At 51.1% G+C, this 22,511-nt stretch carries 15 protein-coding genes, 1 tRNA gene and 2 riboswitches; of the genes, 6 read left to right on the plus strand and 10 right to left on the minus strand.

Features of this window, described 5'->3' with window-relative positions; all coding sequences use genetic code 11:
• Nucleotides 1-3,614, minus strand: a 3,614-nt coding sequence (locus tag BN3772_RS29505; RefSeq protein WP_244444874.1) for a chitobiase/beta-hexosaminidase C-terminal domain-containing protein, incomplete at its 3' end; no start/stop codon positions are given.
• A gap of 716 nt (nt 3,615-4,330) precedes the next feature.
• Complete coding sequence (gene serS / locus BN3772_RS29510) at nt 4,331-5,617, minus strand: serine--tRNA ligase (protein ID WP_042204240.1); 1,287 nt, start codon at nt 5,615-5,617, stop codon at nt 4,331-4,333.
• A gap of 435 nt (nt 5,618-6,052) precedes the next feature.
• Here serS and ssuE point away from each other — a divergent pair, with 435 nt between their 5' ends.
• A complete protein-coding gene (gene ssuE / locus BN3772_RS29520; RefSeq protein ID WP_042172419.1) occupies nt 6,053-6,607 on the plus strand; it encodes an NADPH-dependent FMN reductase in 555 nt (184 codons plus the stop codon).
• A gap of 122 nt (nt 6,608-6,729) precedes the next feature.
• Here the strand turns inward: ssuE and nrdG are convergent, their stop codons facing one another.
• Nucleotides 6,730-7,245: an anaerobic ribonucleoside-triphosphate reductase activating protein gene (gene nrdG / locus BN3772_RS29525; RefSeq protein WP_042204244.1), complete on the minus strand. Its 516-nt coding sequence runs from the start codon at nt 7,243-7,245 to the stop codon at nt 6,730-6,732.
• Nucleotides 7,242-9,227, minus strand: coding sequence for an anaerobic ribonucleoside triphosphate reductase (locus tag BN3772_RS29530; protein WP_042204246.1), 1,986 nt, complete (start codon nt 9,225-9,227; stop codon nt 7,242-7,244). The genes nrdG and BN3772_RS29530 overlap by 4 nt, the downstream gene beginning before the upstream one ends.
• A gap of 342 nt (nt 9,228-9,569) precedes the next feature.
• Nucleotides 9,570-9,800, minus strand: a riboswitch (cobalamin riboswitch).
• Between the two features lie 355 nt (nt 9,801-10,155).
• Between BN3772_RS29530 and BN3772_RS29535 the strand changes: the two genes are divergently transcribed.
• Together BN3772_RS29535 and BN3772_RS29540 are read left to right on the plus strand one after the other, a co-directional pair.
• Nucleotides 10,156-10,464, plus strand: coding sequence for an MTH1187 family thiamine-binding protein (locus tag BN3772_RS29535; RefSeq protein ID WP_042172424.1), 309 nt, complete (start codon nt 10,156-10,158; stop codon nt 10,462-10,464).
• Nucleotides 10,465-10,553: 89 nt separating this feature from the next.
• A tRNA-Thr gene (locus BN3772_RS29540) sits at nt 10,554-10,625 on the plus strand.
• A gap of 148 nt (nt 10,626-10,773) precedes the next feature.
• On the opposite strand, the gene BN3772_RS29545 is transcribed toward BN3772_RS29540, so the two are convergent.
• Together BN3772_RS29545 and BN3772_RS29550 are read right to left on the minus strand one after the other, a co-directional pair.
• Nucleotides 10,774-11,775 carry a VanZ family protein gene (locus BN3772_RS29545; protein WP_052380751.1) on the minus strand — a complete coding sequence of 334 codons (1,002 nt, stop codon included), beginning with the start codon at nt 11,773-11,775 and terminating at the stop codon, nt 10,774-10,776.
• Nucleotides 11,776-11,803: 28 nt separating this feature from the next.
• Nucleotides 11,804-12,412 (minus strand): TetR/AcrR family transcriptional regulator, encoded by a 609-nt coding sequence (locus BN3772_RS29550; protein ID WP_042204248.1) that lies wholly within the window; start codon nt 12,410-12,412, stop codon nt 11,804-11,806.
• Between the two features lie 166 nt (nt 12,413-12,578).
• On the opposite strand from BN3772_RS29550, the gene BN3772_RS29555 reads away from it, so the two are divergent.
• Nucleotides 12,579-14,006, plus strand: a complete 1,428-nt coding sequence (locus BN3772_RS29555; protein WP_244444875.1) for an MDR family MFS transporter — start codon at nt 12,579-12,581, stop codon at nt 14,004-14,006.
• Between the two features lie 140 nt (nt 14,007-14,146).
• On the opposite strand, the gene BN3772_RS29560 is transcribed toward BN3772_RS29555, so the two are convergent.
• The 4 genes from BN3772_RS29560 to nrdI form a co-directional block, all read right to left on the minus strand.
• Nucleotides 14,147-14,344, minus strand: a complete 198-nt coding sequence (locus BN3772_RS29560; protein WP_042204251.1) for a DUF6199 family natural product biosynthesis protein — start codon at nt 14,342-14,344, stop codon at nt 14,147-14,149.
• 367 nt (nt 14,345-14,711) lie between these two features.
• Complete coding sequence (nrdF, locus tag BN3772_RS29565; protein ID WP_042172438.1) at nt 14,712-15,671, minus strand: class 1b ribonucleoside-diphosphate reductase subunit beta; 960 nt, start codon at nt 15,669-15,671, stop codon at nt 14,712-14,714.
• A 37-nt stretch (nt 15,672-15,708) separates the two neighbouring features.
• Entirely contained in the window at nt 15,709-17,793 is a 2,085-nt protein-coding gene (gene nrdE, locus BN3772_RS29570; RefSeq protein ID WP_042204253.1) for a class 1b ribonucleoside-diphosphate reductase subunit alpha, read from the minus strand.
• On the minus strand, nt 17,780-18,139 hold the full coding sequence (nrdI, locus tag BN3772_RS29575) for a class Ib ribonucleoside-diphosphate reductase assembly flavoprotein NrdI (protein ID WP_042172443.1): 360 nt from the start codon (nt 18,137-18,139) through the stop codon (nt 17,780-17,782). The genes nrdE and nrdI overlap by 14 nt, the downstream gene beginning before the upstream one ends.
• A gap of 402 nt (nt 18,140-18,541) precedes the next feature.
• Between nrdI and BN3772_RS29580 the strand changes: the two genes are divergently transcribed.
• Nucleotides 18,542-20,149: an alpha/beta hydrolase gene (locus BN3772_RS29580; protein WP_042204255.1), complete on the plus strand. Its 1,608-nt coding sequence runs from the start codon at nt 18,542-18,544 to the stop codon at nt 20,147-20,149.
• Nucleotides 20,150-21,330: 1,181 nt separating this feature from the next.
• Nucleotides 21,331-21,421: riboswitch (cyclic di-GMP riboswitch) on the plus strand.
• Nucleotides 21,422-21,517: 96 nt separating this feature from the next.
• A partial coding sequence (locus BN3772_RS29585) for a choice-of-anchor A family protein (RefSeq protein WP_052380752.1) occupies nt 21,518-22,511 on the plus strand: 994 nt, incomplete at its 3' end.

Genomic DNA, 22,511 nt, shown 5'->3' on the forward strand with positions numbered 1-22,511 from the left:
ATGGCATCGTAGCCGATGTAATTCATGAACTCCAGATCGGCAAGCCCTTCGAACTTGGTGAAGTAGAGCGTGCCGGAGAATACATCGCCTGCATCAAGCAGGATAGAGTTGCCGGTACGTTCCTGTTTGATAGCCGTCATACGCTTAACGACTGTCTCCAGATGGCTGTGCGTGTCGTTCGTGTGCAGGACTCTCAGGGAGAAGTCTGCATTCAGGTCGATCTGTGCCAGGACAGGATCATGATCGGACACTCTTCCGCGGTCTGCCGGGAAGTCAGCATTGAGATGAACAACATCAATTTCGGAGGATGCTGTCAGGTTTTTGCTTACCAGAATATGATCAAGCACCTGTGAGTTGCCGTCGTACGTATAAGTGTAGCGTTCGTTCAGCGGCAGCTTGTCGATCAGGTTATCAAGCTCAGTTCCTTTAAGAATGGTTGCTGTCTGGGTGAACTGGAAGTCATTAAGATCACCAAGCGCAACGATGTTCGCCTCAGGGTTGGCTGTCAGTACCTGCTTAACAAAACCGTTTACTACTGCAGCGATTTTGTGGCGCTGGGTCTCACTTGAAAGCACAGGAGGCTGTACATTTCCGAAAGGACCGTTATCACCTGATTTGGAGTTGAAGTGATTAGCAATCACAATCACTTTTTCGCCGTTAAATTCAAACTGGGCCGCAAGCGGCTTGCGCGAGCTGGCAAAAGCAGTGTTAGTAGGGTCGATTCTGCCTGGATTGTAGCTCAGCTCATCCGCAGCTGCATCGTAGCTGACAGCCTGGGTAGCAGAGCCTTTTTGACTGTTAATACTGTCTGCCAGTTGTACTCTTGCTGCATTATAGAGGAAGCCGACACGGATATTTCCGCCTGGCGCTCCGCCGTCCGCATTATTTACCGGGGCAATATCAACATAAGTGTACAGCGGGCCTCCAGCTGCCTGAATAGCCTGAATCAGCTCGGCGGCACTGGCCTCCACAATACCGTTATTGCCTTCCCCGTCGCTGTCCTGCATTTCAACAACGCCGATAATATCCGGTTTTTTCAAATTCGTAGTGATGGAATCGGCCAGCTTCTGAATCTTTGCTGCTCCTACACCCGGATAGTAGTTCTCGATGTTGTAAGAAGCAATCAGCAATTTGTCCGCATTCACAGTGATTGTTGAGGTCTCTTGCTTGAATGTGCTAGGCGTAATGCCCGGCAGGCTTCCGTTGTCTGGAATAACCTTGTAGTTGCCGTTGTTGTAGCCGATAACACCTGTAACATCACCGTTAAACTTGTCACCTGTACCAACTTGCTGTCCAGGATCGCCGTAAGCAATCAGGAGGCGCTGGGGATTAAGGTTGTCTGATCCCTTCAGGACAAGTCCTCCGGCAGGTGTAACTACATCCTGCGTTGTGTTCTCTACTCTTACAGGAATGTTGTACAGCATTGAATTACCGCCGCCGCTTGTCCAGTAAGGACTGATAATAGTCGGGCTTGGCAGGGTCACCCGCATGCCTTCAAGGGATTCGTAGAAATCTGCAGCATCTTCAGAAGGCTGGAATACAGTCAGTCCGTCATTGTCGATGATGGAGTCCGGAATGGCCCGTCCGCCTTTGCCTAGTACGACTGGTGCCGGCAGTTCTACGTCCTTGGCAATCGTTGTGATGGAGCTGAGTGTAATCTGGGTGGAAGTCAGGTTGCTGCTGCTTCCTTCATTATATTCGGAGACAAGCCCCGTAACGGCCACGTGATCGCCGATTGCCGGCTTCAGGCTGGCATTGGTGCTGTATACGAAAATCCCTTCCGAGGTATTGATGTTATCATCAGGCTGAGGGTCCTGGATGAAAAAGCCTTTATAATTGCCATTTGCAAATGTATATCCAAGCTCTGTAACGATACCCTCTACATCCGTAACCGTCTGTCCGGCAAAGCTGGAGGTATGGGATTCGCCCTGAATGTCATGGATACGCGGCTGTCCTGCAGCTTTGTATTCAAAGGTGTATACTTTGCTGGTCTGGCCGTCCAGTACAGCAACAGCCTTAATTACAATGTCTTTGTCAACAGTGACAGGTGCTGTATAGAGTGTGCTTGCCGCCGTAGGCGTTGCACCGTCAATGGTGTAGTGCACTGTTGCTCCGGCAGTAGGGCTGGAGAGCGTTACTTGTCCGCCGATAATAATCGGACCCGCACCCGGACTGGCAATAACGGAGAACAGCTCCTCTACCAGGCTTTCGGCGCCAAGCGGAATGAACTGATAGGTTGTATTATACTGCTCAATTACACCTGTAATCTGATCGAAGTGTTTACCCACAGCAAGCTGGGAAAGTCCGGAGTAGATAGTGAATGTCTGATTGCCTTGGCTGGCAATGACAGTACTTCCGTCTTTGCTGTCGATGGTTACATCCTTGAGCGTAACAAGCTGTGCTTCATGAGCTTCACCGTTAGCTGCTGAAAGATCGGCAGCAGTAATCACCTTGGGAGCCGGAACGCCTGCGTTCTCAGCAGTCACCTTATAAGTAAGGCCGGTAACCGGCTTGAGCTCCTGCAGATTACTGTAAATATCCATGGCTCCTTGAACTTCTACACGGTCACCGACCTGTGCAAATGCCGGGAACCCGTACAGCACGATAGCTGCCGTGTCATCCTGAATGAACGTTTTGGCACCGTCGATGCGGGTTACAACGCCTTCAGTCCATACATTATCGCCTTTTTCAGCAGGTCTTACTGCGGAAATATCCTGCTTCGTCAGGATAGAATAGTCAAAAGTCGACACCGTGCTGTACACGTTATCCGCGACAGAGGCATACGCCTTAATTGTCGTCGGCGCGTTCAGCTGGATAGGCCCGCTGTACGGCGTGTATGCGCCTGAAGCGCCGTCTATGTAAACTGCGGCATAGACTGATGCGCCTACTGTAGCTGTGTTAAGGGTAATCGCTGTACCCTGCGGCCACGCACCCGATGCCGGTGCAGCGGTTACAGCCTCAACAGCCTTCTTAATACCGTAGCTGCTGTTGCGCGGGTCCGGGGTTTGGACTACGAAGTCGTTAGCATTGTTGTCTGTGTCTTGGCCGCGGCTGTCAGCCGGAGCGCCTTCGGCAGCTTTACGGATAGCTGCCAGCGTAGCACTGATTACGCCGGTAGGACCACTGCCTTCATATGCAGTAGCAGCTCCCGCACCTACCATATCGACGCTTACTTCTGCGTTGTTTACTAGATCAACCTTACCGCCGGCTGCTCCCATTGCTATGTTTCCTGTTGCATCCGGAGCCGGCAGTTCCTTGGTGCCGCCGGCACCCTCTGCCTGTTGAATCAGGAAGTACCCGTTAGCTGGAATCGTTCCCTGCAATTCGGTGATGTTTTTCGTTGTAGCAAGATCGCCGCTTGCACTGGCACTCGCATAACGCACCTTCCACCCGTCAAGGCTTACCGCCTTGTCAGTAGGATTATATAATTCAATAAAGTCATTCTTGAGTTCTGCGCCGCTGTTGCCTCCGCCGCCATAAACCTGTGAGATTACAATATTACTGTTATCAGTTGCTGCCTGTGCAACTTGTCCGGCAGGCACTACGATGCCAATCAGCATCAGCATTGCCAGTCCTGCGGACAGCCATTTCTGCATCCTGTGAGAAATAACCATTATTCTAAACCCACTTCCTCTCAAACTATGATTTACAACCTAGTAAGTGTAACATCCATTTGTAAAATGAAAGGTTGTCTCACATGAATATATATTAATTCTGTATTAAATAAAATTAAAAGGCTGAAAGTTTATATATAATGCACAAAAATAAAGGATTATGTAGTGAAAATCAATGAATGCCCAAGCTATTTTTCATTCATATTTAAAATGAAATTGATGATTTTATAAAATTAATGTTATGTTTATGTAATTTTTATGTAAAAGTTTCTGTTGAGTTTGATATTTTGAGTGTAAACGGCGGAACCTTATATCATTCTAAAACATTCTAAATCTTAGGTTTCGGGTGCTCAGGTGCCAGAGCGGATAGCTGTAGTATGTGCAGCTAAAAACAGCTGAAATTGGTCTTTGCATCATATAAGTGTATTTGGTGCAGCTATAATAGCCCGAAACAGACAAACGGGGTCTTTTATCGCTTTTTAAGTGTACAGAGTGCAATTAAAGGAAGAAATGAGCAGAAAACGGCCGCTTTAGTTGTACAAAGTGCAGCTATGTGGGCAAAGGGGGAGGGGGATAGGAGTAAAAACCAGAAAACCAGAAAACCAGAAAAGCAGCAGAGCGGCGTCCTGTGAACGATCTCTGCTGCTTTTTATTTGAACAGCTGAAGGGTATGCGGGTGCTAGTATAGGGCAGCCCATCACGCTGCCCTAAGGCTATTACGCCTGCCGTACTTCCAGACGCTCCAGCCCGTTCATATACTCCCGCAGCGCGACCGGAATATAGACCGACCCGTCCTCCTGCTGGTGGTTCTCCAGCAGCGGTATAAGAATCCGAGGCGTGGCTACGGCGGTGTTGTTCAGCGTATGGCAGTATTGCAGCCGGCCCTGCTCGTCACGGTAGCGGATGTTCGAGCGCCGGGCCTGGAAGTCATGCAGGTTAGAGGCCGAGTGGGTCTCGCCGAAGGCATCGCGGCTGGGCATCCAGGTCTCCACATCATATTGCTTATGTGTCTTCAGCGACATATCGCCGCTGCAGACCGCAACGATGCGGTAAGGCAGCTCCAGCAGCTGCAGGATATGCTCAGCATTGGCCAGAATCTCCTGCAGCATCTGCTCCGAGTCTTCCGGGTTATTGCGGCAGAATACAACCTGCTCAATCTTCGAGAACTGGTGCACCCGGTACAGGCCGCGCACATCGCGTCCGGCCGAGCCGACCTCGCGGCGGAAGCAGGCCGACATTCCGGCCAGCCGAAGGGGTTCGTCCAGCTCCACGATCTCATCGCTGTACAGTGAGACCAGCGATACCTCCGAAGTGCCGGCGAGCCAGCGGTTTTCCCCGTTCAGCTCGTAGGTCTGATCCCGTCCGCCGGGGAAAAACCCCGTCCGCTCCAGCGCCTCCGGGCGGACAAGTACCGGCACATCCATCGCCGTGAAGCCGCGCTGCCCCAGTACATCCAGTGCCAGCCGCTGCACGGCGAGATGGAGATCAAGCCCCGCGCCCTTCAGCACATAGCTGCGCGGGCCACCGGCTTTGACGCCGCGCGGGATGTCGAGGATGCCGTGCAGCTCGCCCAGCTCCACATGATCGCGCGGGGTGAAGCCGAACTCTGGCAGCGTTCCGCTGCGCCGGAGCTCAACATTCCCGCTGTCGTCTTTACCAATCGGCGTGTCGGCCGATACGGGATTGGGGACGAGCAGCTGCAGTTCACCGCAGCGGCGCTCGGCCTCTGCCAGTTCGGCTTCCAGCGTGCCGAGCAGAGCATTAAGCGCACGTACCTGCACCTTAGCGTGCTCACCCGCGGCAGGATTACCCTGGCGCAGCAGCTGTTCGATCTCCTTGGTCAGCTTGTTGCGCTCCGCACGATGCTGCTCGGTATCGCGGCGCAGCACCCGCCGTTTGTCGTCCCATTCCAGCAGCTCATCCAGCACGGGATCGACTCTTTTCCACAGTGCCGTATTTCTCACAAGCTCTTGATTTTCCTTGATCCAGTTCATGTCCAGCATACCGCATTCGCTCCTTTTGTCTTAAAAAAATACAAAAAACGCCCTCATCCATGGGACGAGGAGCGTCAGCTCGCGGTGCCACCCAGGTTGACCGAACTTGCGGAAATACAGGCTTGCAGGAGGTTCGGTCCTCTTTGGTCTTCGCGGTAACGGGCGAAACCCGGTGAACTTAGGGAACAAGGAAAATGCTCCGGTCGCAGACGCCTCACGGTTGGATGCCGGTCATTGGCAGGATTGCAATATAGGTTTGCCGCTCATTATATCCCAACAAGCCGGCATGCGCAAGCAATGGGATGAAAAACGGGCTTATCAACGCATATTTTGAGGTTTGACAATATTCCGTCCTTTTTGATAGGATTATTTATAATTTAAAGTATTTTAGACTGCGCTGAGCGGCATATTCTCTTAATTAACAATAGCGGAAGAGGTGTAAATATGGCCAAAATAGTTGTAATTAACGGAACGCCATCCCTGGTATCGCGGATTAACGCGGTTATCGAATATGCAGAGGCGGATCTGCACGGGCGCGGTTTTGAAGTAGAACGGATTAATGTGGCTGAGCTTCCGGCAGAGGACCTGATTCATACCAAGTTCGAGAGCGAAGCTATTGTAAAAGCCAACGGGCTCGTAGCGGAGGCTGATGCCGTTATTGTTGTAAGTCCGGTATATAAAGCTTCTTATACAGGCGTGCTGAAAACCTTCCTCGATCTGGTTCCGCAAAAGGGCCTGGCCGGTAAAATCGTGCTTCCGCTCTTCATGGGCGGCAGCCTGGCGCATCTGCTGGCAATCGACTATTCACTGAAGCCTGTACTGTCTGTGCTGGGTGCACGGCATATTCTGGGCGGCGTGTATGCTGTTGATTCCCAGGCCGTGCGCAACGACCAGGGGGTTGTCGAGCTGGCTGACGAGCTTAAGCTGCGCCTGAACAGCGTGCTGGAGGAGCTGGCGGAGGAGACTGCGGCGAAGGCTGCGCGTAAAGCTGCAGAGTAACCCTTACGCATAGCTGGCAGGAGATAGCTGAACAATTTAAAAGCCCCGTACTGCCGGAGATCCGGTGGTACGGGGCTTTTGTGAATTACAGCTTTAGGATAGCGAGGACAAGAAAGAGCAGCTTACAGTACCACGGGCTGCCAATCGACAACCCCGCTGCCGGCCAGACTGGAAGGTATATCAATAATCCGCTGGTTGCTGCTGCCCCGGTAGGGAAGCGTGGTGTCCTTGAGCTCTTCAACAAACCGGCCGTCAATTACCACCTGGCACATGGCCAGCAGGTTCCATTCCGGTGAGCCCGGCACAGCCGTCAGCTCTTCGTACGTGTAACCGGTATAAATCCATACCGGAAAGTCCGGCAGCACGGCACGAAGCTCATGGAGGAAGCCGCAGGCCTCATCCGCCGAGAAAAAAGGATCGCCGCCCGCCAGCGTCAGCCCGTCCAGCAACGGATTGGCAGCCATTTCGCAAATAATCTCGCGTTGCCGCTCCAGCGTGAAGGGCTCTCCGAAATTGAAATTCCAGGTCTTTGGATTGAAGCAGCCGGGGCAGCGGTGGCGGCAGCCGCTTATAAAGATAACCGCCCGCATGCCTTCTCCTTCATTAATAGACTCCGGATAGTAGCCGCAGATATTCATAGATGCTTGATGCGGTCTCTCACTTCAGCCTGCTTGGCGGCATTGAAGCGGGTCTGGTAGTCGCCGGTCAGATATCCGGTTACCCGGCGCAGCCGGCGGATATGCACGTCATGCTCATGGGCGTCGCAGGAAGGGCAGTTCGTTCCGATAACCCCTTCATAGCCGCAGCCGGAGCAGCGGTCAATCGGGTGGTTGATGCTGAAATAACTGATCTGCTGCTCGAGCGCGTATTTAATGATTTTTACAAAAGCCGCCGGGTTGCTCCGTGCATTACCGTTCAGCTCTACATAGGAGATTGCGCCGGCGTTGCAGTATTCATGGAAAGCGGCTTCCAGACTGATCTTCTGGGCTGCGCCAAGCTCATGATATACAGGGATGTGGAACGAGTTCGTATAATACTCACGGTCTGTTACGCCCGGGATTGAGCCCAGTACCTTACGGTCCACCTTGGTGAACTTGCCGGACAGGCCTTCAGCCGGTGTAGCAAACAGCGTAATGTTCAGATCCAGCTCTTCGCTCTTACGGTCGCAGTATTCCCGCATATGGCGGACGATGGCCACTGCTTTGGCGTGAACCTCCATGTCCTCGCCGTGGTGCTTGCCGTACATTGCCTTCATGCATTCTGCCATCCCGATGAAGCCGAGGGAAAGGCTGCCGTGCTTGAGCAGATCGCCCACAATATCCTCGGGAGCGAGTGCTTCGCCGCCTTCCCATACGCCCTCACGCATCATAAAGTCAGAGGCTTTGGCCTTCTGGGCTGCCTGGATACGGAAACGGTGCAGCAGGCCTTCCAGCGCAATATCCATATAGTGGTTGAGATCATCGTAGAAGCCTTCTTCATCAGCCGACAGCCGGCGTCCTGTAACAGTGCCGTGGGCAAGACCGAGACGGACCAGGTTGAGTGTGTTAAAGGACAGGTTGCCTTTGCCGGAGCAATGGTTGCGTCCAAAACGGTCGCCGAGCACACGTGTGCGGCAGCCCATTGTTGCGAATTCCGTATCCGGATCAGCCGGATCATAGTACTGCAGATTGAGCGGCGCATCCAGGTTGGCAAAGTTCGGATACAGTCTGCGCGCCGAGCATTCAGCCGCCTTCAGGAACAGCTCATAGTTCGGATCGCCCTGCTGCTGGTTAACACCCTGCTTGCATTTGAAAATCTGAATCGGGAATACCGGCGTCTCACCGCTGCCCAGGCCGTTCATCGTTGCGGTCAGGAGGGAGCTGATAACCAGCTGTCCTTCCGGTGAAGTGCAGGTACCATAGTTAATGCTTGTAAAAGGAATCTGTCCGCCCGAACGGCTGGACATTGTGTTCAGGTTATGAATCATACTCTCAGCAGCCTGCAGCGTTTCGCTCTCAGTCTCTTTCTGTGCAAAGCGGAAGGAGCGCGGATATTGCTCAGCCAGATCACTGCGGCTCATCGTGATGTCGCCGGCGATTTCACTTGCTTCCCCCTCTTCAAAGTAGCCGAGGCCCTTGCGGAACAGCTTGGCGAAGGATTTGGTCACATAAGGCGCGAGATCAAAATCAAGCTTGTTGGCCGATACGCCGCCATACTGGGCGTTCTGCTGAGACTGGAAAATAATCGCCACCAGCGACATAGCCGTCATAATCGAGTTCGGCGGGCGGACACTGCCGTTGCCGGTGTTGAAGCCTTCACGCAGCAGCCGTTCGAACGGAATAAAGATACAGTTGGTTGTTCCGATTGCGTATTGGTCCAGATCGTGGACATATACCACATTATCAAGAGTGGCCTGTACGAGCTGCGGCGGCATAGTGAAATTGCGGGCGTACCACTTGGAATATTCACTTCCAAATTTACTCATTTTACCGGAAAAGCTTTCCCCGTTCAGGTTGGCGTTCTCACGCAGCATATCCAGATCGGCGCTGTCAATAATATCCCGGCCTAAATGTATTAATTCATTCAGAAGAACCTCCTGTGCAGCTTGTCCGCTATTGTACCGTTTCTCCAGCAGCGTCATATGTAACTCTCTCCTCTCGGTATGGTTGTCCATTAAATCTATTTCATCCATAATCTGTTGTTGTCCGTCTGATCCCAGTAAAAAGGCACCTCCCGCCTTAAAGGCGGAAAATGCCCGGATGCGTTGTAAATACCCTGATGAGCGGATATTTGCCAGTGGTCTGGGTGTAAAGAGAAAAGGGCATGAGGTCACCCTCTTGTCTTACGCAGAAGCCGATACCTGAGGGCAATACAAATTATCATCCTCAGGTATCGGCAGCCTGATGTCCCTGTATCAGGGGAGGCTGATTCTGCTGCTGCAGGCCGCATTCGGGCACCTCTCCTGTTCCTCGCAGGGGTACATAACGGTGCCCGGAAACAGGCAGGTCTCCTGGCTCCCGGTTCACCCAGCGGCTCCTTCCCGGGGGGCTTGTCCGCCCTCCAGTGGCCTATGCCAAGGATGTGCCTGACAGGGAGCGTTCTCCCGGCCGGCATCCGGTTACAGTGGCGGGACCGCTGCGGATTTGCACCGCGCTTCCCTATTAAGCTCCTACTCTCTTAACAAGAGTAAAGCACCTGCTTCCACTATATTTGGTTGATGTTATTAAAAATACCCCAATATATTGTGTTTGTAAACCATTTTTTACAAAGCCGCGCGGGGAGCGGCTTCAGCCCGCTTACTCACAGCTGATCCACAACTAGTCCACAGGTAATCCACAGCCTAAGCCTGATTTGAGGGAAACAGGATTCATAAATTGTCCGTAAAGCTGCCACAAAGACTCCATAAATGTAGTGATTCTGACACTAGATTTATAGATGGAAGCTTGTGAGTGTTATGGGGCTTATATAGATGAAGAATGATGAATTTTTTGTGGCTGAATTTGTGGGGGAAGAGCGGAGTTGCTACAATGAAGGTGGTTTAAGAAATGAATCTCAGGAGGAATCTAACGATGGCAATCGGCGAAGTTACTGTCATTCCAATCGGCACAGGCAGCACCAGCCTTAGCAGCTATGTAGCTGATATGCAGCGTGTGCTGCAGACGGTGGAGGGGATTACGTTTGAGCTGACCTCCATGGGAACGATTATCGAGGGCCCGGTATCCAGGATTTTGGCAGCTGTAGAGGCGCTGCATGAGTCTCCGTTCAATGCCGGAGCACAGCGCGTATCAACGGCGCTCAAGATCGACGACCGCCGTGACAAGCCCTCCACGAGCCGCAGCAAGCTGCAGTCGGTCGAGAGCAAGCTGCAGGAAGAGTAGAGCCTTGGGTGACGGGATAAAAGGGTATTGGCGATTTTGACCAAAAGATGTATAATATTTTTGTTTCTGACGGGTATCTCAAGCTTCAGGCTGGTGTAGCTCAGGGGTAGAGCAACGCACTCGTAATGCGTAGGCCGGGGGTTCAATTCCCTTCACCAGCATGTTTACGAATTCAATCAGGGCGCGGTTTCCGGGGTTTTCGGAGGTCGCGCTTTTTTCATAAAATCGCCTATCTTCTACCATTCTTCTAACCTTTAGTTGAGTAGAGCGTTCTCTATAGCCTTAACCCTCAAGCCCTTGCCCGCAGCCCTATCCTCCGCCAAGCAAACGATGAATTCGTGCCGCCAGCTTTTGGCCGGCATTGGCTTCAATAAGCGTGACATCCCAGAATACCGCATTGGTTCGAGGGTCAGCGGCATCGTTGAAGACGGCTATCTTCAATTCCTGCTTGCCCTCAAGCGGCACACGGAAGGATAGCGCCTGATTCTCACCGGGTACGATATTCATATCTATGGAGTAAACCTCTTCTCCGTCGGTGCTGATAATGACGCGGCTGCTTCCGCTGCTTGCCCCGTAAATAACGTCGTCAGGGACGGTCACATTACCAGATAACTCCTTGAACTGTCCGTCAAGGCGCAGTGAGAACTCATGGTTTCTCGGATTATCACGACTGTACAGATTGAGCGCCGGTTCGATCGGCTCCTGCGCTGCAGTGAAACCATTGAGTGTTGATTCCCACCTCACTTCTCCCTGCTCAAGGGGGAGCTGGTCCAGCGCCTTGATCTCACCGCGTCCATGATCCAGATAATAATTGAGACCACTCACAGCGGAGTAGACGGCCAAAGTCAAGAGGGCTCCGGAGGACAGGAGCTTGAGTAAACCTCTTGGCGTCGTACGATCGCGGCGGATCAGCCGCTGAGCACCGTAGCCGACAGTCGCACCCAGCGTATTAATGACGATATCGTTAATATCGAACGCGCCCAGATACGTTACCATCTGAATCAGCTCAACCCCGGTAATGGCTGTTAAGAAGACCGCAAGGAACGGCAGGAACCGGCAGCGGATCAGCAGCGGAATCAATAGTCCGAACGGTACGAATGCCAGATAGTTCCCCAGGTTGAAGACCCACAGATTCGCATAACCTCTCCCCGGAAACCGCAGCGGAATCCCGTCAAATACTAAGTGATACCGCAAGCCCGTCTCTGGCAGAGCCGATGAGCGGTTGAAGCCGACAAATAAGAAAAATAGAGTAAGGCCTGTATATAGCCCGATTCCTATCCAAGCGGCAGTCCTCGGTTTGCCTTGAAACATGATGTATGACCTCTCTTTATCGTTCAATTTATATTACAGGGAAGGTCACATGCGCCGATCCCAGCCTCGAAATCTTTGAGAACAAAATAGCCATCTCCGCCGGAGATAAGTCGAAATCCCGCTGAATCCAGAACTGCATGGTCCCCACATAGGCTGAAGCAAGATACGCGAATAAGTACTGTTGTTTCACGGGAATATCTGCGGATTTGATCTGTTGATGATTTACGCGATAGGCATTAATAAACTGCTGATTAATCAGCTCTGTCATTTGAAGGGAAAGATTGGTGTCGCCCCCGAAACCCAGGAATATTTTGAAAAAATGCTTATGCTCAAGGACATACTCGAATGGACGTACATAACCTGAGGGCGGGTCAATAAAGGGCTCTCTCGTTTCACGGGTGCCGCCAAGCTTCTTTATAATGCTCTCGTATTGTTCCAGAACCTCATTTTTATACTGCTCATAAAAATCATGAATGTCCTGATAGTGTAAATAAAAGGTCCCTCTGTTTAATCCGGCTGTTTCCGTCAGCTCTTTAACTGTAATGGTTTCAAGTGGTTTTTCTGACGCCAGATCAAGCATAACTGTTCTTAAAAGAGTCCGGGTCCTTAGAATCCTGCGGTCTGTTTTATCGTTCACTGCGGGTTCCTCTCCTAAATAAATAGTAGCTTTACTAAACATTCTGCAGCTTGCCGTTGATTAATGAACATAACGATTATCTGTGATCATCGGTTTTGGGGTTGTTCTGATTATAATCAGCAGGTAAAAGTTAATCAACACGATGTTTAGTAAAAGGAGACCTGATATGAATAGTCAGTACAATCAAAACGTGATGTCTGAGCGGAGGCCGTTCATACTGATGCTTATGGCTATTATTCCCGGAATGATGATGGTGATGATAGACAGCACCGCCATGAATGTAGCCATCCCCGGCCTGGCTAAGGCTTTTGGGGTTTCTTTTGACACCTTGCAATGGGTAATTACGGGCTATATGTTAGCCATGTCGGTTACGATTCCGCTCGCAGGATGGTTCTCGGACAGATTCGGCTCAGCGAAGGCTTATATCATTACCATTATCATGTTTGTTATCGGATCATTGCTGTGTGCGCTGGCCCAGAATTCCCTGCAGTTAACGATTTGCCGGATCATTCAAGGGCTTGGCGGGGGAATGGTCCAGCCGATAGGGATGGCTATGATTTTCCGCCTTGCACCGGAGAATAAGAAAGGACAGGTCATGGGGATGCTGGGTATCCCGATGCTGCTGGCACCGGCCTCCGGGCCGGTTCTATCCGGCTGGCTGTTAGAGTCCATAGGCTGGCAATGGATTTTTCTCATTAATCTTCCTTTAGGCATATTTACTGTTTATTTGGGAGCACGTTATTTGCTTAAGGCGAATGCGCTGCAGCCACCTAAATCCTCTTACGATAAGAAATCGCTGGATGTCGTTGGCTTTTTTCTGGCCCCTGTAGCCTTTGTTTTACTCGCTTTAAGCATGAATGTGGATGCTTCCCAATGGCTTCTTTGGTTATTGAGGGCAGTCAGTGTCATACTGCTAGTCTGGTTGTGGTTTCATGAGACAAGACATCCGCAGCCGATTCTGGCTCTTCAGGCGTTCAGAACGGTTAGCTTTCGAAGAGGAATATTTGTAAGCTGGATTCAATATGCGGCGCTTAACGGATCTCTGGTATTTATCCCGCAGTACCTTCAGCATTACAAAGGATACAGTCCGTTTCAGGCGGGTCTGGTTATGAGTATGCTGGCTATCACATCCGGACTGCTTATGCCGGTTGGCGGAAGGCTGTTTGATAGGGTGGGGATACGCCCGCTTGCCGGCTTGGGTTTAGGGACAATCTCTCTGGCTTTATTGCTGCTGTCACAGTTAGGCCAGAACGTAGGAGGAGGACTGATTGGGGGAATGGTGGGGCTGCTCGGAATCGGAATGGGCCTCTGTATGATGTCTCTGAATACCTACATCCTGCAATCCGCCCCATCGGAGCTAATCAGCCGTGTTACACCGTTAACGTCAGCAAGCTCTAACCTGGTAATCCCGATTGCTATTGCCAGTTTGAGCAACTTCCTGGCCCTCCGGGCTAACGCGCGCATCACGATGGCGGGCGGCAATGCATCTCTGGCAGAAATGCAGGGGTACTCTGATACCTTCCTGCTGGCGGCTTGCCTTGCTTTAGCAGGTGCCTTGTTCAGTCTGCGGCTGGGGTCAAAGCGTCGTCCCTAGAATACGACTATAAGAAAAGAAAAGAAAAGAAAAGAGCTGCAAGAGCAGCTCCTTCAAGCATGTTATTCGGGCATAATCCAAACAATTTGAGGGAAGCCATAAACGTTATGACACGAATACGGCAAGAGAATACCTCTAATCTAAAATAATGCGGGTAAAAAGAATAATAAAAAGATAATAAGCACGATAACACTGCTGATTCTGCTCATCATGAGATAGGCATCACTGGGCTCGGATTCCCCTTTTACCATCCAGCCGTAACGCATGTACCAGCCTGCTGCCGGAAAGAAAATATTCAGTACCGCAATTAGCACGAAAAGAGTAGCGAAGATTACCATTTTTACCAACTCCTTTAGTCATCTTACGTATCCTGTGATTAAGAAGTTGCATATCGGAACGCTGGGGTCCATCCTTATGCAGATAGTTTGATTTTATCCACTTAATTCTAGTGGTTTACAGCATTCGAGAACATTAGTTGGTGGAAAAAAGGCATTAATTTAAGGTAATCTGGTGCGCTGGAGGTAATTTCGATAAAATTAAGTGGCGCTTTTCGATCTATTTTCCTGAAAGTGAGGTTTATTGATAAATTAGATGGAGATTTTCCACTTGAATTTTAGGTGAACATGTGGAGTTCCACACAACAAAAAAACCGCCGGGAATCCCCGGCGGTACTAAAAGGGGGCGATAGCGCCCCTTTTTCTATGCTTAGAAACTAAAGTCCTCATCACGCAGCGGCTCCACGTTCAGCGCACGGACGTAGCCGTTGCCTTTTTTGGAGAAAAAGTCATGCTGCTTGGTGTGGGTACTGATCCCGTTCTGGACGATCGGGTTGATCTCTTCCTCGTCGAACAGCGGGTCGTGACCCAGGTTCATCATCGCCTTGTTGGCGTTGTAGCGCAGGAAGGTCTTCACTTCCTCCACAAGCCCGATTGGCGCGTAGATCTGCTCGGTGTATTGCTCCTCGTTCGCATGCAGCAGGCGCAGCAGCCCAACAAGTGTCTGGTACACGTCACGCTGGTCGTCCTCGGACAGCTCTTCGAAAATCTCCTGCGCCAGCACGCCGACATAAACGCCGTGGATGCTCTCGTCGCGCAGGATCAGGTCGATAATCTCGCCGCTGCAGGTCATTTTGCCCTGGCCGGCCAGATAGAGCGGGTAGAAGAACCCGCTGTAGAACAGGTAGCTCTCCAGCAGGACGGAAGCTGCCATCGCCAGGTAGAGGTCCTTGGGAGTTTCGATTTTTTTGTAATACTCGGAAATAGTCTGGGCCTTGAACTGCAGGAACGTGTTGTCCTCCACCCAGCGGAAGATCCCGTCGATCTCCTCAGTGGAAGCCAGCGTCGTAAAAATACTGCTGTAGGACTTCGCATGAATCTGCTCCATCATCCCCATGAAGCCAAGCACCGCCTTGCGCTGCAGGCCGTCTACATGCTCCATGATCTGCGGCATGCCTACGCCGCCTTGCACGGTGTCGAGCAGGGTGAGCCCGCCCAGCACCTTCATATAAGAGTCCTTTTCGGTGTCGCTCAGCGTCAGCCAGGACATTTTGTCATCGGATAATGGAATCTCGTCGTCGGTCCAGAACTGCATAATATTCTGGTTCCAGAACATCAGCGAGAAGTCGTCGTCAGGACGGTTCCAGTTCACGGCTTGAATTGCGCTCATAATGATCTAATCTCCCTTTCTGTAGCCGTACGGCCCGTTAAATCGAGCAGGTCAGGCATTCCTCGACGGACAGCTTTTTGGTGCGTGTGTAATACAGCGACTTCAGGCCTTTGTGTGCCGCATAGAGGTAGCAGCGGGCCAGCTCACGGGTTGTTACATCACTGTTCACGTGCAGGACGGTCGAGATACCCTGGTCGATATGGGGCTGGATTTCCGCAATCAGATCAATCACCTTGAACTGGTCCATCTGATAAGCGGATTTATAGAAGAACACATTGTCCGGCTGCAGATAAGGCATCGGATAATAGGTGGTCGAGTTGGCATAGGTACGGGTCTCGATCTGCTCCACAATCGGCATTACGCTGGATGTGGCATTCTGGATATAAGAAATGCTCGCAGTCGGTGCAATCGCCAGGCGGTAGGCATGGTACAGGCCGTTTTGCTTAACAGCTTCGCGCAGCTGCTTCCAGTCTTCCTGGGTAGGAATGTAGATGCCTGCGAACAGCTCCTGCACTCTTGCTGTAACCGGCTGATAGTTGGTAGACACGTAACGGTCAAAATAAACACCCGTCGCATAATCAGACTCCGCATATCCGTAGAAGGTTTCGCCGGTCTCAGCGGCAATTTCCATACTTTTTTCAATCGAATGGTAGTTCATTGTCATGAAGAACGTGCGTGCAAAGTCGCGGGCCTGCTCACTTTCATAAGCAATCTTGTTCTTGGCAAGGTAACCGTGCAGATTCATGACACCAAGGCCGACGGAGTGCATCTCCTTGTTCGCCTTGGCTACGCCCGGAGCATTGGAGATCGTGGTCATGTCGCTGACCGCAGTCAGGGCGAGCATGCCCTCGTGGACGGATTCACGGATCTTGCCGTGCTGCATCACATTCACGATGTTCAGGGAAGCCAGATTGCAGCTGATATCGCGGCGGATCGCATCTTCCTGGCCGTAGTCGTTAATCTCGGAAGTCTCCTGCAGCTGGAAAATCTCGGTGCACAGGTTGGACATCTTGACCTGGCCGACGTTCTTCAGGGCGTGTGCGTTGTTCGCATTGCTCTTGTTCATCATATATGGATAGCCCGACTCGAGCTGGATCATGGCAATTTTGGTCAGCATGTCGCGTGCGCTCATAGCGATCTTTTTCTTCACGCGCGGATCAGCGAGCAGGGTATCATACATTTCGTCGAGATCCATGTCATCCAGATGAGTGCCGTAGGCCTGGAACACAGTATAAGGAGCGAACACGTACAGCGGCTGATTATCCTGTGCCAGCTTGTAGAAGCGGTTCGGCACGATCAGACCGATGGACAACGTCTTCAGGCGTGTCCGTTCGTCGGCATTAATCTTTTTGCTGTCGAGGAACTCAAGCACGTCCCAGCCGAAAATATTATAGTAAGCAGCACCGGAACCCTTGCGCTGGCCCATCTGGTCAGCATAGGAGAAGCCGTCTTCCATCAGCTTCAGGACAGGCATGATGCCTTTGGCAGCATCTTCAACACCCTTGATCGTCTCGCCGCGCGCGCGCAGCTTGGACAGATTGACAGCAACGCCGCCGCCGATTTTGGACAGCTGCATGCAGGTATTCAGCACATAGTTAATCGAGTTGAGCGAGTCGTCCATCTCCAGCAGGAAGCAGGACACCATCTCGCCGCGGCGGCTTTTGCCGGCATTGAGGAAGGTGGGTGTGGCCGGCTGCAGGCGCTGCTCCATCATGGAACGGGCCAGGGTGCGGGCAGTCCCGACATTTCCGCGTCCCAGGTGCAGGGCTACTACCGCTACGCGGTCCGGATAATGCTCGAGGTACTGCTTGCGGTCATTGGTTTTGACGGCATAGTCTGTATAGAACTTGGAAGCCGCCATATATGAAGGAAAACGGAAATTGTACTCATGGGCGATCCGGTAGACATCCTCCATCTCAGCTGCGCTGTAACGGTCATACAGGTCCTCGTAATAGTCATTGGCAATCATATAATCAATCTTGGCTTTGGTGCTTGTAAAGGTCAAGCTGCGGCGCTCCACATCACGCATGAACTCCGCTACGGCTTCCTGGTCTTTATCGAGCTGGAAAAATCCGGTCTCGTCTCTCTTCATCAACATGTTATTCAATTCAATATGCCGCAACCCGGTTCACCTCCTGTTTAATTCGCTCCACATCGCCAAATGTTCCTGACAGCTCGAATTTGCCGACTACCGGCACATTATAGCGTTCTGCAATCAGGTCTGCGCTGTGCGCGTACAGCTCACCCCAGTTTTTGTTGCCGCTCGCGGCAATGCCTTTCAGCCTGGAATGGTTCTTCTCCAAAAAAGAAGACACCTTCTCGGGGATCTGCCCAAATCCGGTGGTGTATGTAACAAGCACGTAAGGCTCGTCGATCGTCATATGCTCTTCGATTTGTACAGCAGGCAGCTTCAGCTTGTTGATAAACCGTCTGACGTTGCCGGTTTTGGAATCGTAAGCAATCAGCATAGTCGCTCTAACCTCCTATAACAGTGGTTCTATTTAACCTTTGATAATGATATTCTGGCAATCCGCCAGATATATGAGTTTAACTACTATATACACTACATTTAGGTGACTTCAATCATATTAAACACTATATGTTGGAAAGTCAATAGATCAGAAAGCCCTTGACGGCCCCCTGAAAGCCCTTCAGAAACGGGAATGCCAAGCCCCGTATGCGATCTGATCTCTAAAATTTTATTCTATTTTTTAATAGTGTCCGGGTAGCCGCCGGACAGAGCTTCTGCAATCCCTTGTCCAAAAATCCATGCCGCTTCCGGCCTCTGTCTATGGTGCACGGAATGAAAAGCTTTCATAATAACGAAAGAAACAGTGGCAGTTATGAACGGATGAAAGGATGAAGACCTGATGTTTGAAGTGCAAGAGCTGGACTGGCAGGGACGCCGGCTGACGGTATTCCTGCCCCCTTCCTATGCATTATCCCGGAAACAATATCCTGTTGTGTACCTGCATGACGGTGCAACACTAATGATGAATAACCTGAATTATATGTACAGGCTGTTTCGCGAGGGGCTGCTGGCCGAGCTGATCGTTATCGGGATCAGCAGTTCTTCCCGAAATGATGATTATACACCGTGGCCGGAGTCTGCTGCAACAGAGGGAAGGGCGGATTTTGGCGGCAGAGGGCCTGCCTATCTCAATGAAATCGCTGACAGCATTAAGCCTTACATTGATTCCATCTTGCGGACGGCTCCTGAACCGGAATCCACCGGAATGATCGGATATTCGCTGGGCGGGTTGGTGACGCTGCTGGCCGCTTACCGCCGTCCCGATGTCTTCGGGCGGTTCGGCCTGCTGTCTCCCTCCATCTGGTATGAAGGAATGCTGGCCTTTACTGAAGCTAACCCGCTGCCGGACAGCGGACAGAAGCTGTATTTATCTGTGGGCAACCGTGAAGGGGTGTACAAACAGAATATTCAGCGGCATGCCGTTACCTGCACGCTTCAAGCATACCGGAGCCTGCGCGGACAGCTGGCCGGTGAGCAGAGGCTGCGTCTCTCGCTTACAGACGGGGCGGCCCATGATTTAGCCTCTATGTCCGCACAGTTCCCTGAAGCGCTGCTGTGGCTGTACGGGGCGGCTGACGGACAGCAGACAGGGCCGGAGGTGAAGCGGGCTGAGATGGAGGCGGAGCTGATATCACCGGTCAGTGCCTGCATGCTGCCCGGAACCGAGATGTGGGACATGACTTCGCTCTACAACGGACTAACGTACCGGATATTTGTCCATCTTCCGCTGAAGCCTGCACCGCCGGAGGGGTATCCGGTGCTGTACACCGTGGACGGCAACGCGTACTTTGCTTCACTCAATGATGCCATGCGTCTGCAGACCCGCCACCCGCGGGGGCTGCCGTCCGGCATGATCGTCTCAATCGGTTATCCGGCAGACGGGCCGTTTGTGTCCGAGCGTCGCTTCAGGGACCTGACTGTGCCGGATATTCAGCAGGGTCTGCGTCCGGACGGCTCGCCCTGGCCGGTTAACGGCGGGGCGGATGCTTTTCTAGACTTCATTGAGCAGGAGCTCATGCCGCTGATTGGGCGCAGATACAATGTGGACCACTCCAGGGCTGCGCTCTTCGGGCATTCGCTGGGCGGCTTCTTTACCTTGTATACGCTAATCCGCCGCGGCGGGCTGTTCAGCACTTATATCGCAGGCAGCCCGTCCCTCTGGTGGAAAGACAAGGTGCTGTTTGATATGCTGCCTGAGCTGGAGGAGAAGCTGCGTAACGGGGAGCTTGCCTGCTCGCTGATGATTGGCATCGGCTCGGAGGAGGACGGTATGCTTGAGAATGCCAGAGCGTTCTATGAGCGTCTGGTCCCATTTGCCGGCAGCGGGCTCAGCCGGCTGGCCTATAATGAATTCCAGGGCGAAGGGCATATGTCTGTGCTGCAGCCGCTGTTCAGTCCGATGCTGCGTTTTATTTTTGCGTCGGAAGATGCCAAGCTCTGTATCTGAGAGCCTGCGGATAACAGTCCGATTTGACAAATCATCAGGATGCTTTATATTAGTAAGGGAGCAAGGAACCGTACTCATATTAACGCAGGCCGTAATTACAACAATTGCTGCAGCGCGGTGTTCCGGATTTTTCCGGATGCTGCGCTTTTCTTCTATATATAGGAGAAAAAATAATACCGGATAAAATGGTATGTAACGGGTGCCCTGAGGGTATCTTCTAAGTATAGATCAGAGGTCGGGAAGGAGCGTATGCATAGGAAATGGGCAGTGTTCTTATTGCGTGGCTTTGTATGCTGTGTTTATTTTTTACATTTAATGATAAGGTAAGCCGGAAAATCTTTTATCCCGTAGCGCTGGTCGTTGTATTTGGCACTTTGGGCTATTGGACAGTTTTAATGTAACTTTTAGGTTCCTATCAGCTTATTTTCAGGTAGAACGTTTATATTGAATAAACCAGACACCCCCCAGTGTTATATGGTACCCTACAGGTCTTGCCAACTCCCATGGCAAGGCCTTTTGCTTTATTTTTTTAAAAGGAAAATAATGTGACATAATTCACAATAAAAAATCCGGAATTGATTTATATTAAATTTGTAATACTAAAGTTGAAAATAATTTAGCCGAAAAGAGGAGTATGAAAATGAATCATGAAGGAAATCTCCGCCGTGGTCTGGTGTTCGGCCTGTTTTTAAGTGTTCCGCTCTGGATGTCAATGATCGGCTGGCTGCAGCTGCTTTAATATATTAAAATAATGCTTAGGATGAACTGTCAGCGGGTAACCGGCCGGCAGTTTTTTTTTCGTCTGAAGAGATATATTATACCTTTTATGAATCAGACGAGCATACAATACGATATAAATGGAATTCCGGGAGGGTTATTATTAATTAAAAATTTAAGTAGTTCGAATATACTAAATTACATTATTTAGATACTTAAATTTTAAATGATGAAAAGCGAGTATTCCGGAGTATAAGAGAGGATTAGCTGACAACTAATAGAATGACATGGATCATAAGCTGAAAACCGGCTCTGAAAGCCCTTCCGTTCAGAAATTTCGATTATTATGGAAAAATATTATAAGGAATAGATTGACAATAATACAGATCAGGGAATACACTTAGTTTAGTGCTAAAGTAACAAATGTCATAGACTACTTACTCTATTTCAACTACATACTTTCTCATGTATAATCGCAAACCGCCCGAAAGTGCGGGACGCAAAGCCAGGAGTCTACAGCCTTTGAGAGAGGGCTACGATCGTCCGGCCGCCGTGAAGCTTGACTTCCTGGCGGCTTTTTTTGTTCATTTTTTTAGGTAAAGGTGCTGCTATAGCCGGGGTTAATACCGCATCTTACGGGGGGAATTAATAATGAATCGTAAATCTGTATTCAAGTTATCTTTTGCAGTGGCTATGTCTGCAGTTCTGCTGGTCAGCGGCTGGCTGGCTTCCGCCGGACAAAGTAAGGTAAGGGCTGACAGTACTCCCCTTCCTGGCATTGCGGGTAAGTACAATGTGTTTATTCTCGGTGATCTTAAAGGCTACCACAGTGATTCGGAAGGCAGAATGGCTGCCGGCGGTCATATCACCCTTACCCAGGGCGGATATTCGGTAGGCCATAGCCTTAGTGCAGCAGAAATCTCAGAAATGGATTCGCTGGTGGCAGGCGGCAATCTGAGCTATGACATGGGAGAAGTTAACGGTAGTGCCGTGTACGGCGGCACTTACTCAGGCTCCGGCAAACCGCGGGGCGGGACAGGAACTCTGCGGAAAGAAGCGAACGTTATTAACTTTGTCTCCGAATTTGCCTTACTTCGCGCTAAATCGCAGCAGCTTGCAGCTCTGACAGTGAACGGCAAGACGGAAGACAACTACGGAAATATTAAACTGACCGGTACCGATCCCGTGCTGAATGTATTCTCAGTATCAGGAAGTGTGCTTACAGGTGCTAATGAGCTACGGATTAATGCACCGGCGGGATCTACTGTCATCGTTAATATAGACGGAGCTTCAGTCACGTTCAAGAACGGAAACGGGCTGGAGGGTGTAAGCCAGAATAAAGTGCTCTATAACTTCCCGCAGGCGACAGCCTTGCGGATGGAGAGCATCGGTATCATGGGGACCGTACTGGCCCCTGATGCAGCAATTACGTTTAACAACGGGCAGATTAACGGCAGTATGATCGGTGCTTCCCTTGAAGGTAGCGGGGAGTTCCACCATAAGCCATACACTGGCCGCGACAACGGAACTACGCCAACAGCGACTCCATCACCGACAGCAACGCCGACACCAGTGCCGACAGCAACGCCGACACCAGTACCGACAGCAACGGCAACACCAGTGCCAACGGCAACGCCGACACCAG

It is taken from the genome of Paenibacillus camerounensis (assembly GCF_000723885.1).
GTDB classification, from domain to species: Bacteria; Bacillota; Bacilli; order Paenibacillales; family Paenibacillaceae; genus Paenibacillus_AQ; species Paenibacillus_AQ camerounensis.

Bases quoted from the DNA above. Each gene is read 5' to 3' on its own strand.
- BN3772_RS29545 (WP_052380751.1), bottom strand. From the start codon at position 11,775: ATGTTTCAAGGCAAACCGAGGACTGCCGCTTGGATAGGAATCGGGCTA.
- nrdG (WP_042204244.1), bottom strand. From the start codon at position 7,245: ATGAATATCTGCGGCTACTATCCGGAGTCTATTAATGAAGGAGAAGGC.
- nrdF (WP_042172438.1), bottom strand. From the start codon at position 15,671: ATGAGCGCAATTCAAGCCGTGAACTGGAACCGTCCTGACGACGACTTC.
- BN3772_RS29580 (WP_042204255.1), top strand. From the start codon at position 18,542: ATGTTTGAAGTGCAAGAGCTGGACTGGCAGGGACGCCGGCTGACGGTA.
- BN3772_RS29530 (WP_042204246.1), bottom strand. From the start codon at position 9,227: ATGACGCTGCTGGAGAAACGGTACAATAGCGGACAAGCTGCACAGGAG.
- BN3772_RS29560 (WP_042204251.1), bottom strand. From the start codon at position 14,344: ATGGTAATCTTCGCTACTCTTTTCGTGCTAATTGCGGTACTGAATATT.
- BN3772_RS29535 (WP_042172424.1), top strand. From the start codon at position 10,156: ATGGCAATCGGCGAAGTTACTGTCATTCCAATCGGCACAGGCAGCACC.
- nrdI (WP_042172443.1), bottom strand. From the start codon at position 18,139: ATGCTGATTGCTTACGATTCCAAAACCGGCAACGTCAGACGGTTTATC.
- ssuE (WP_042172419.1), top strand. From the start codon at position 6,053: ATGGCCAAAATAGTTGTAATTAACGGAACGCCATCCCTGGTATCGCGG.
- BN3772_RS29555 (WP_244444875.1), top strand. From the start codon at position 12,579: ATGAATAGTCAGTACAATCAAAACGTGATGTCTGAGCGGAGGCCGTTC.
- serS (WP_042204240.1), bottom strand. From the start codon at position 5,617: ATGCTGGACATGAACTGGATCAAGGAAAATCAAGAGCTTGTGAGAAAT.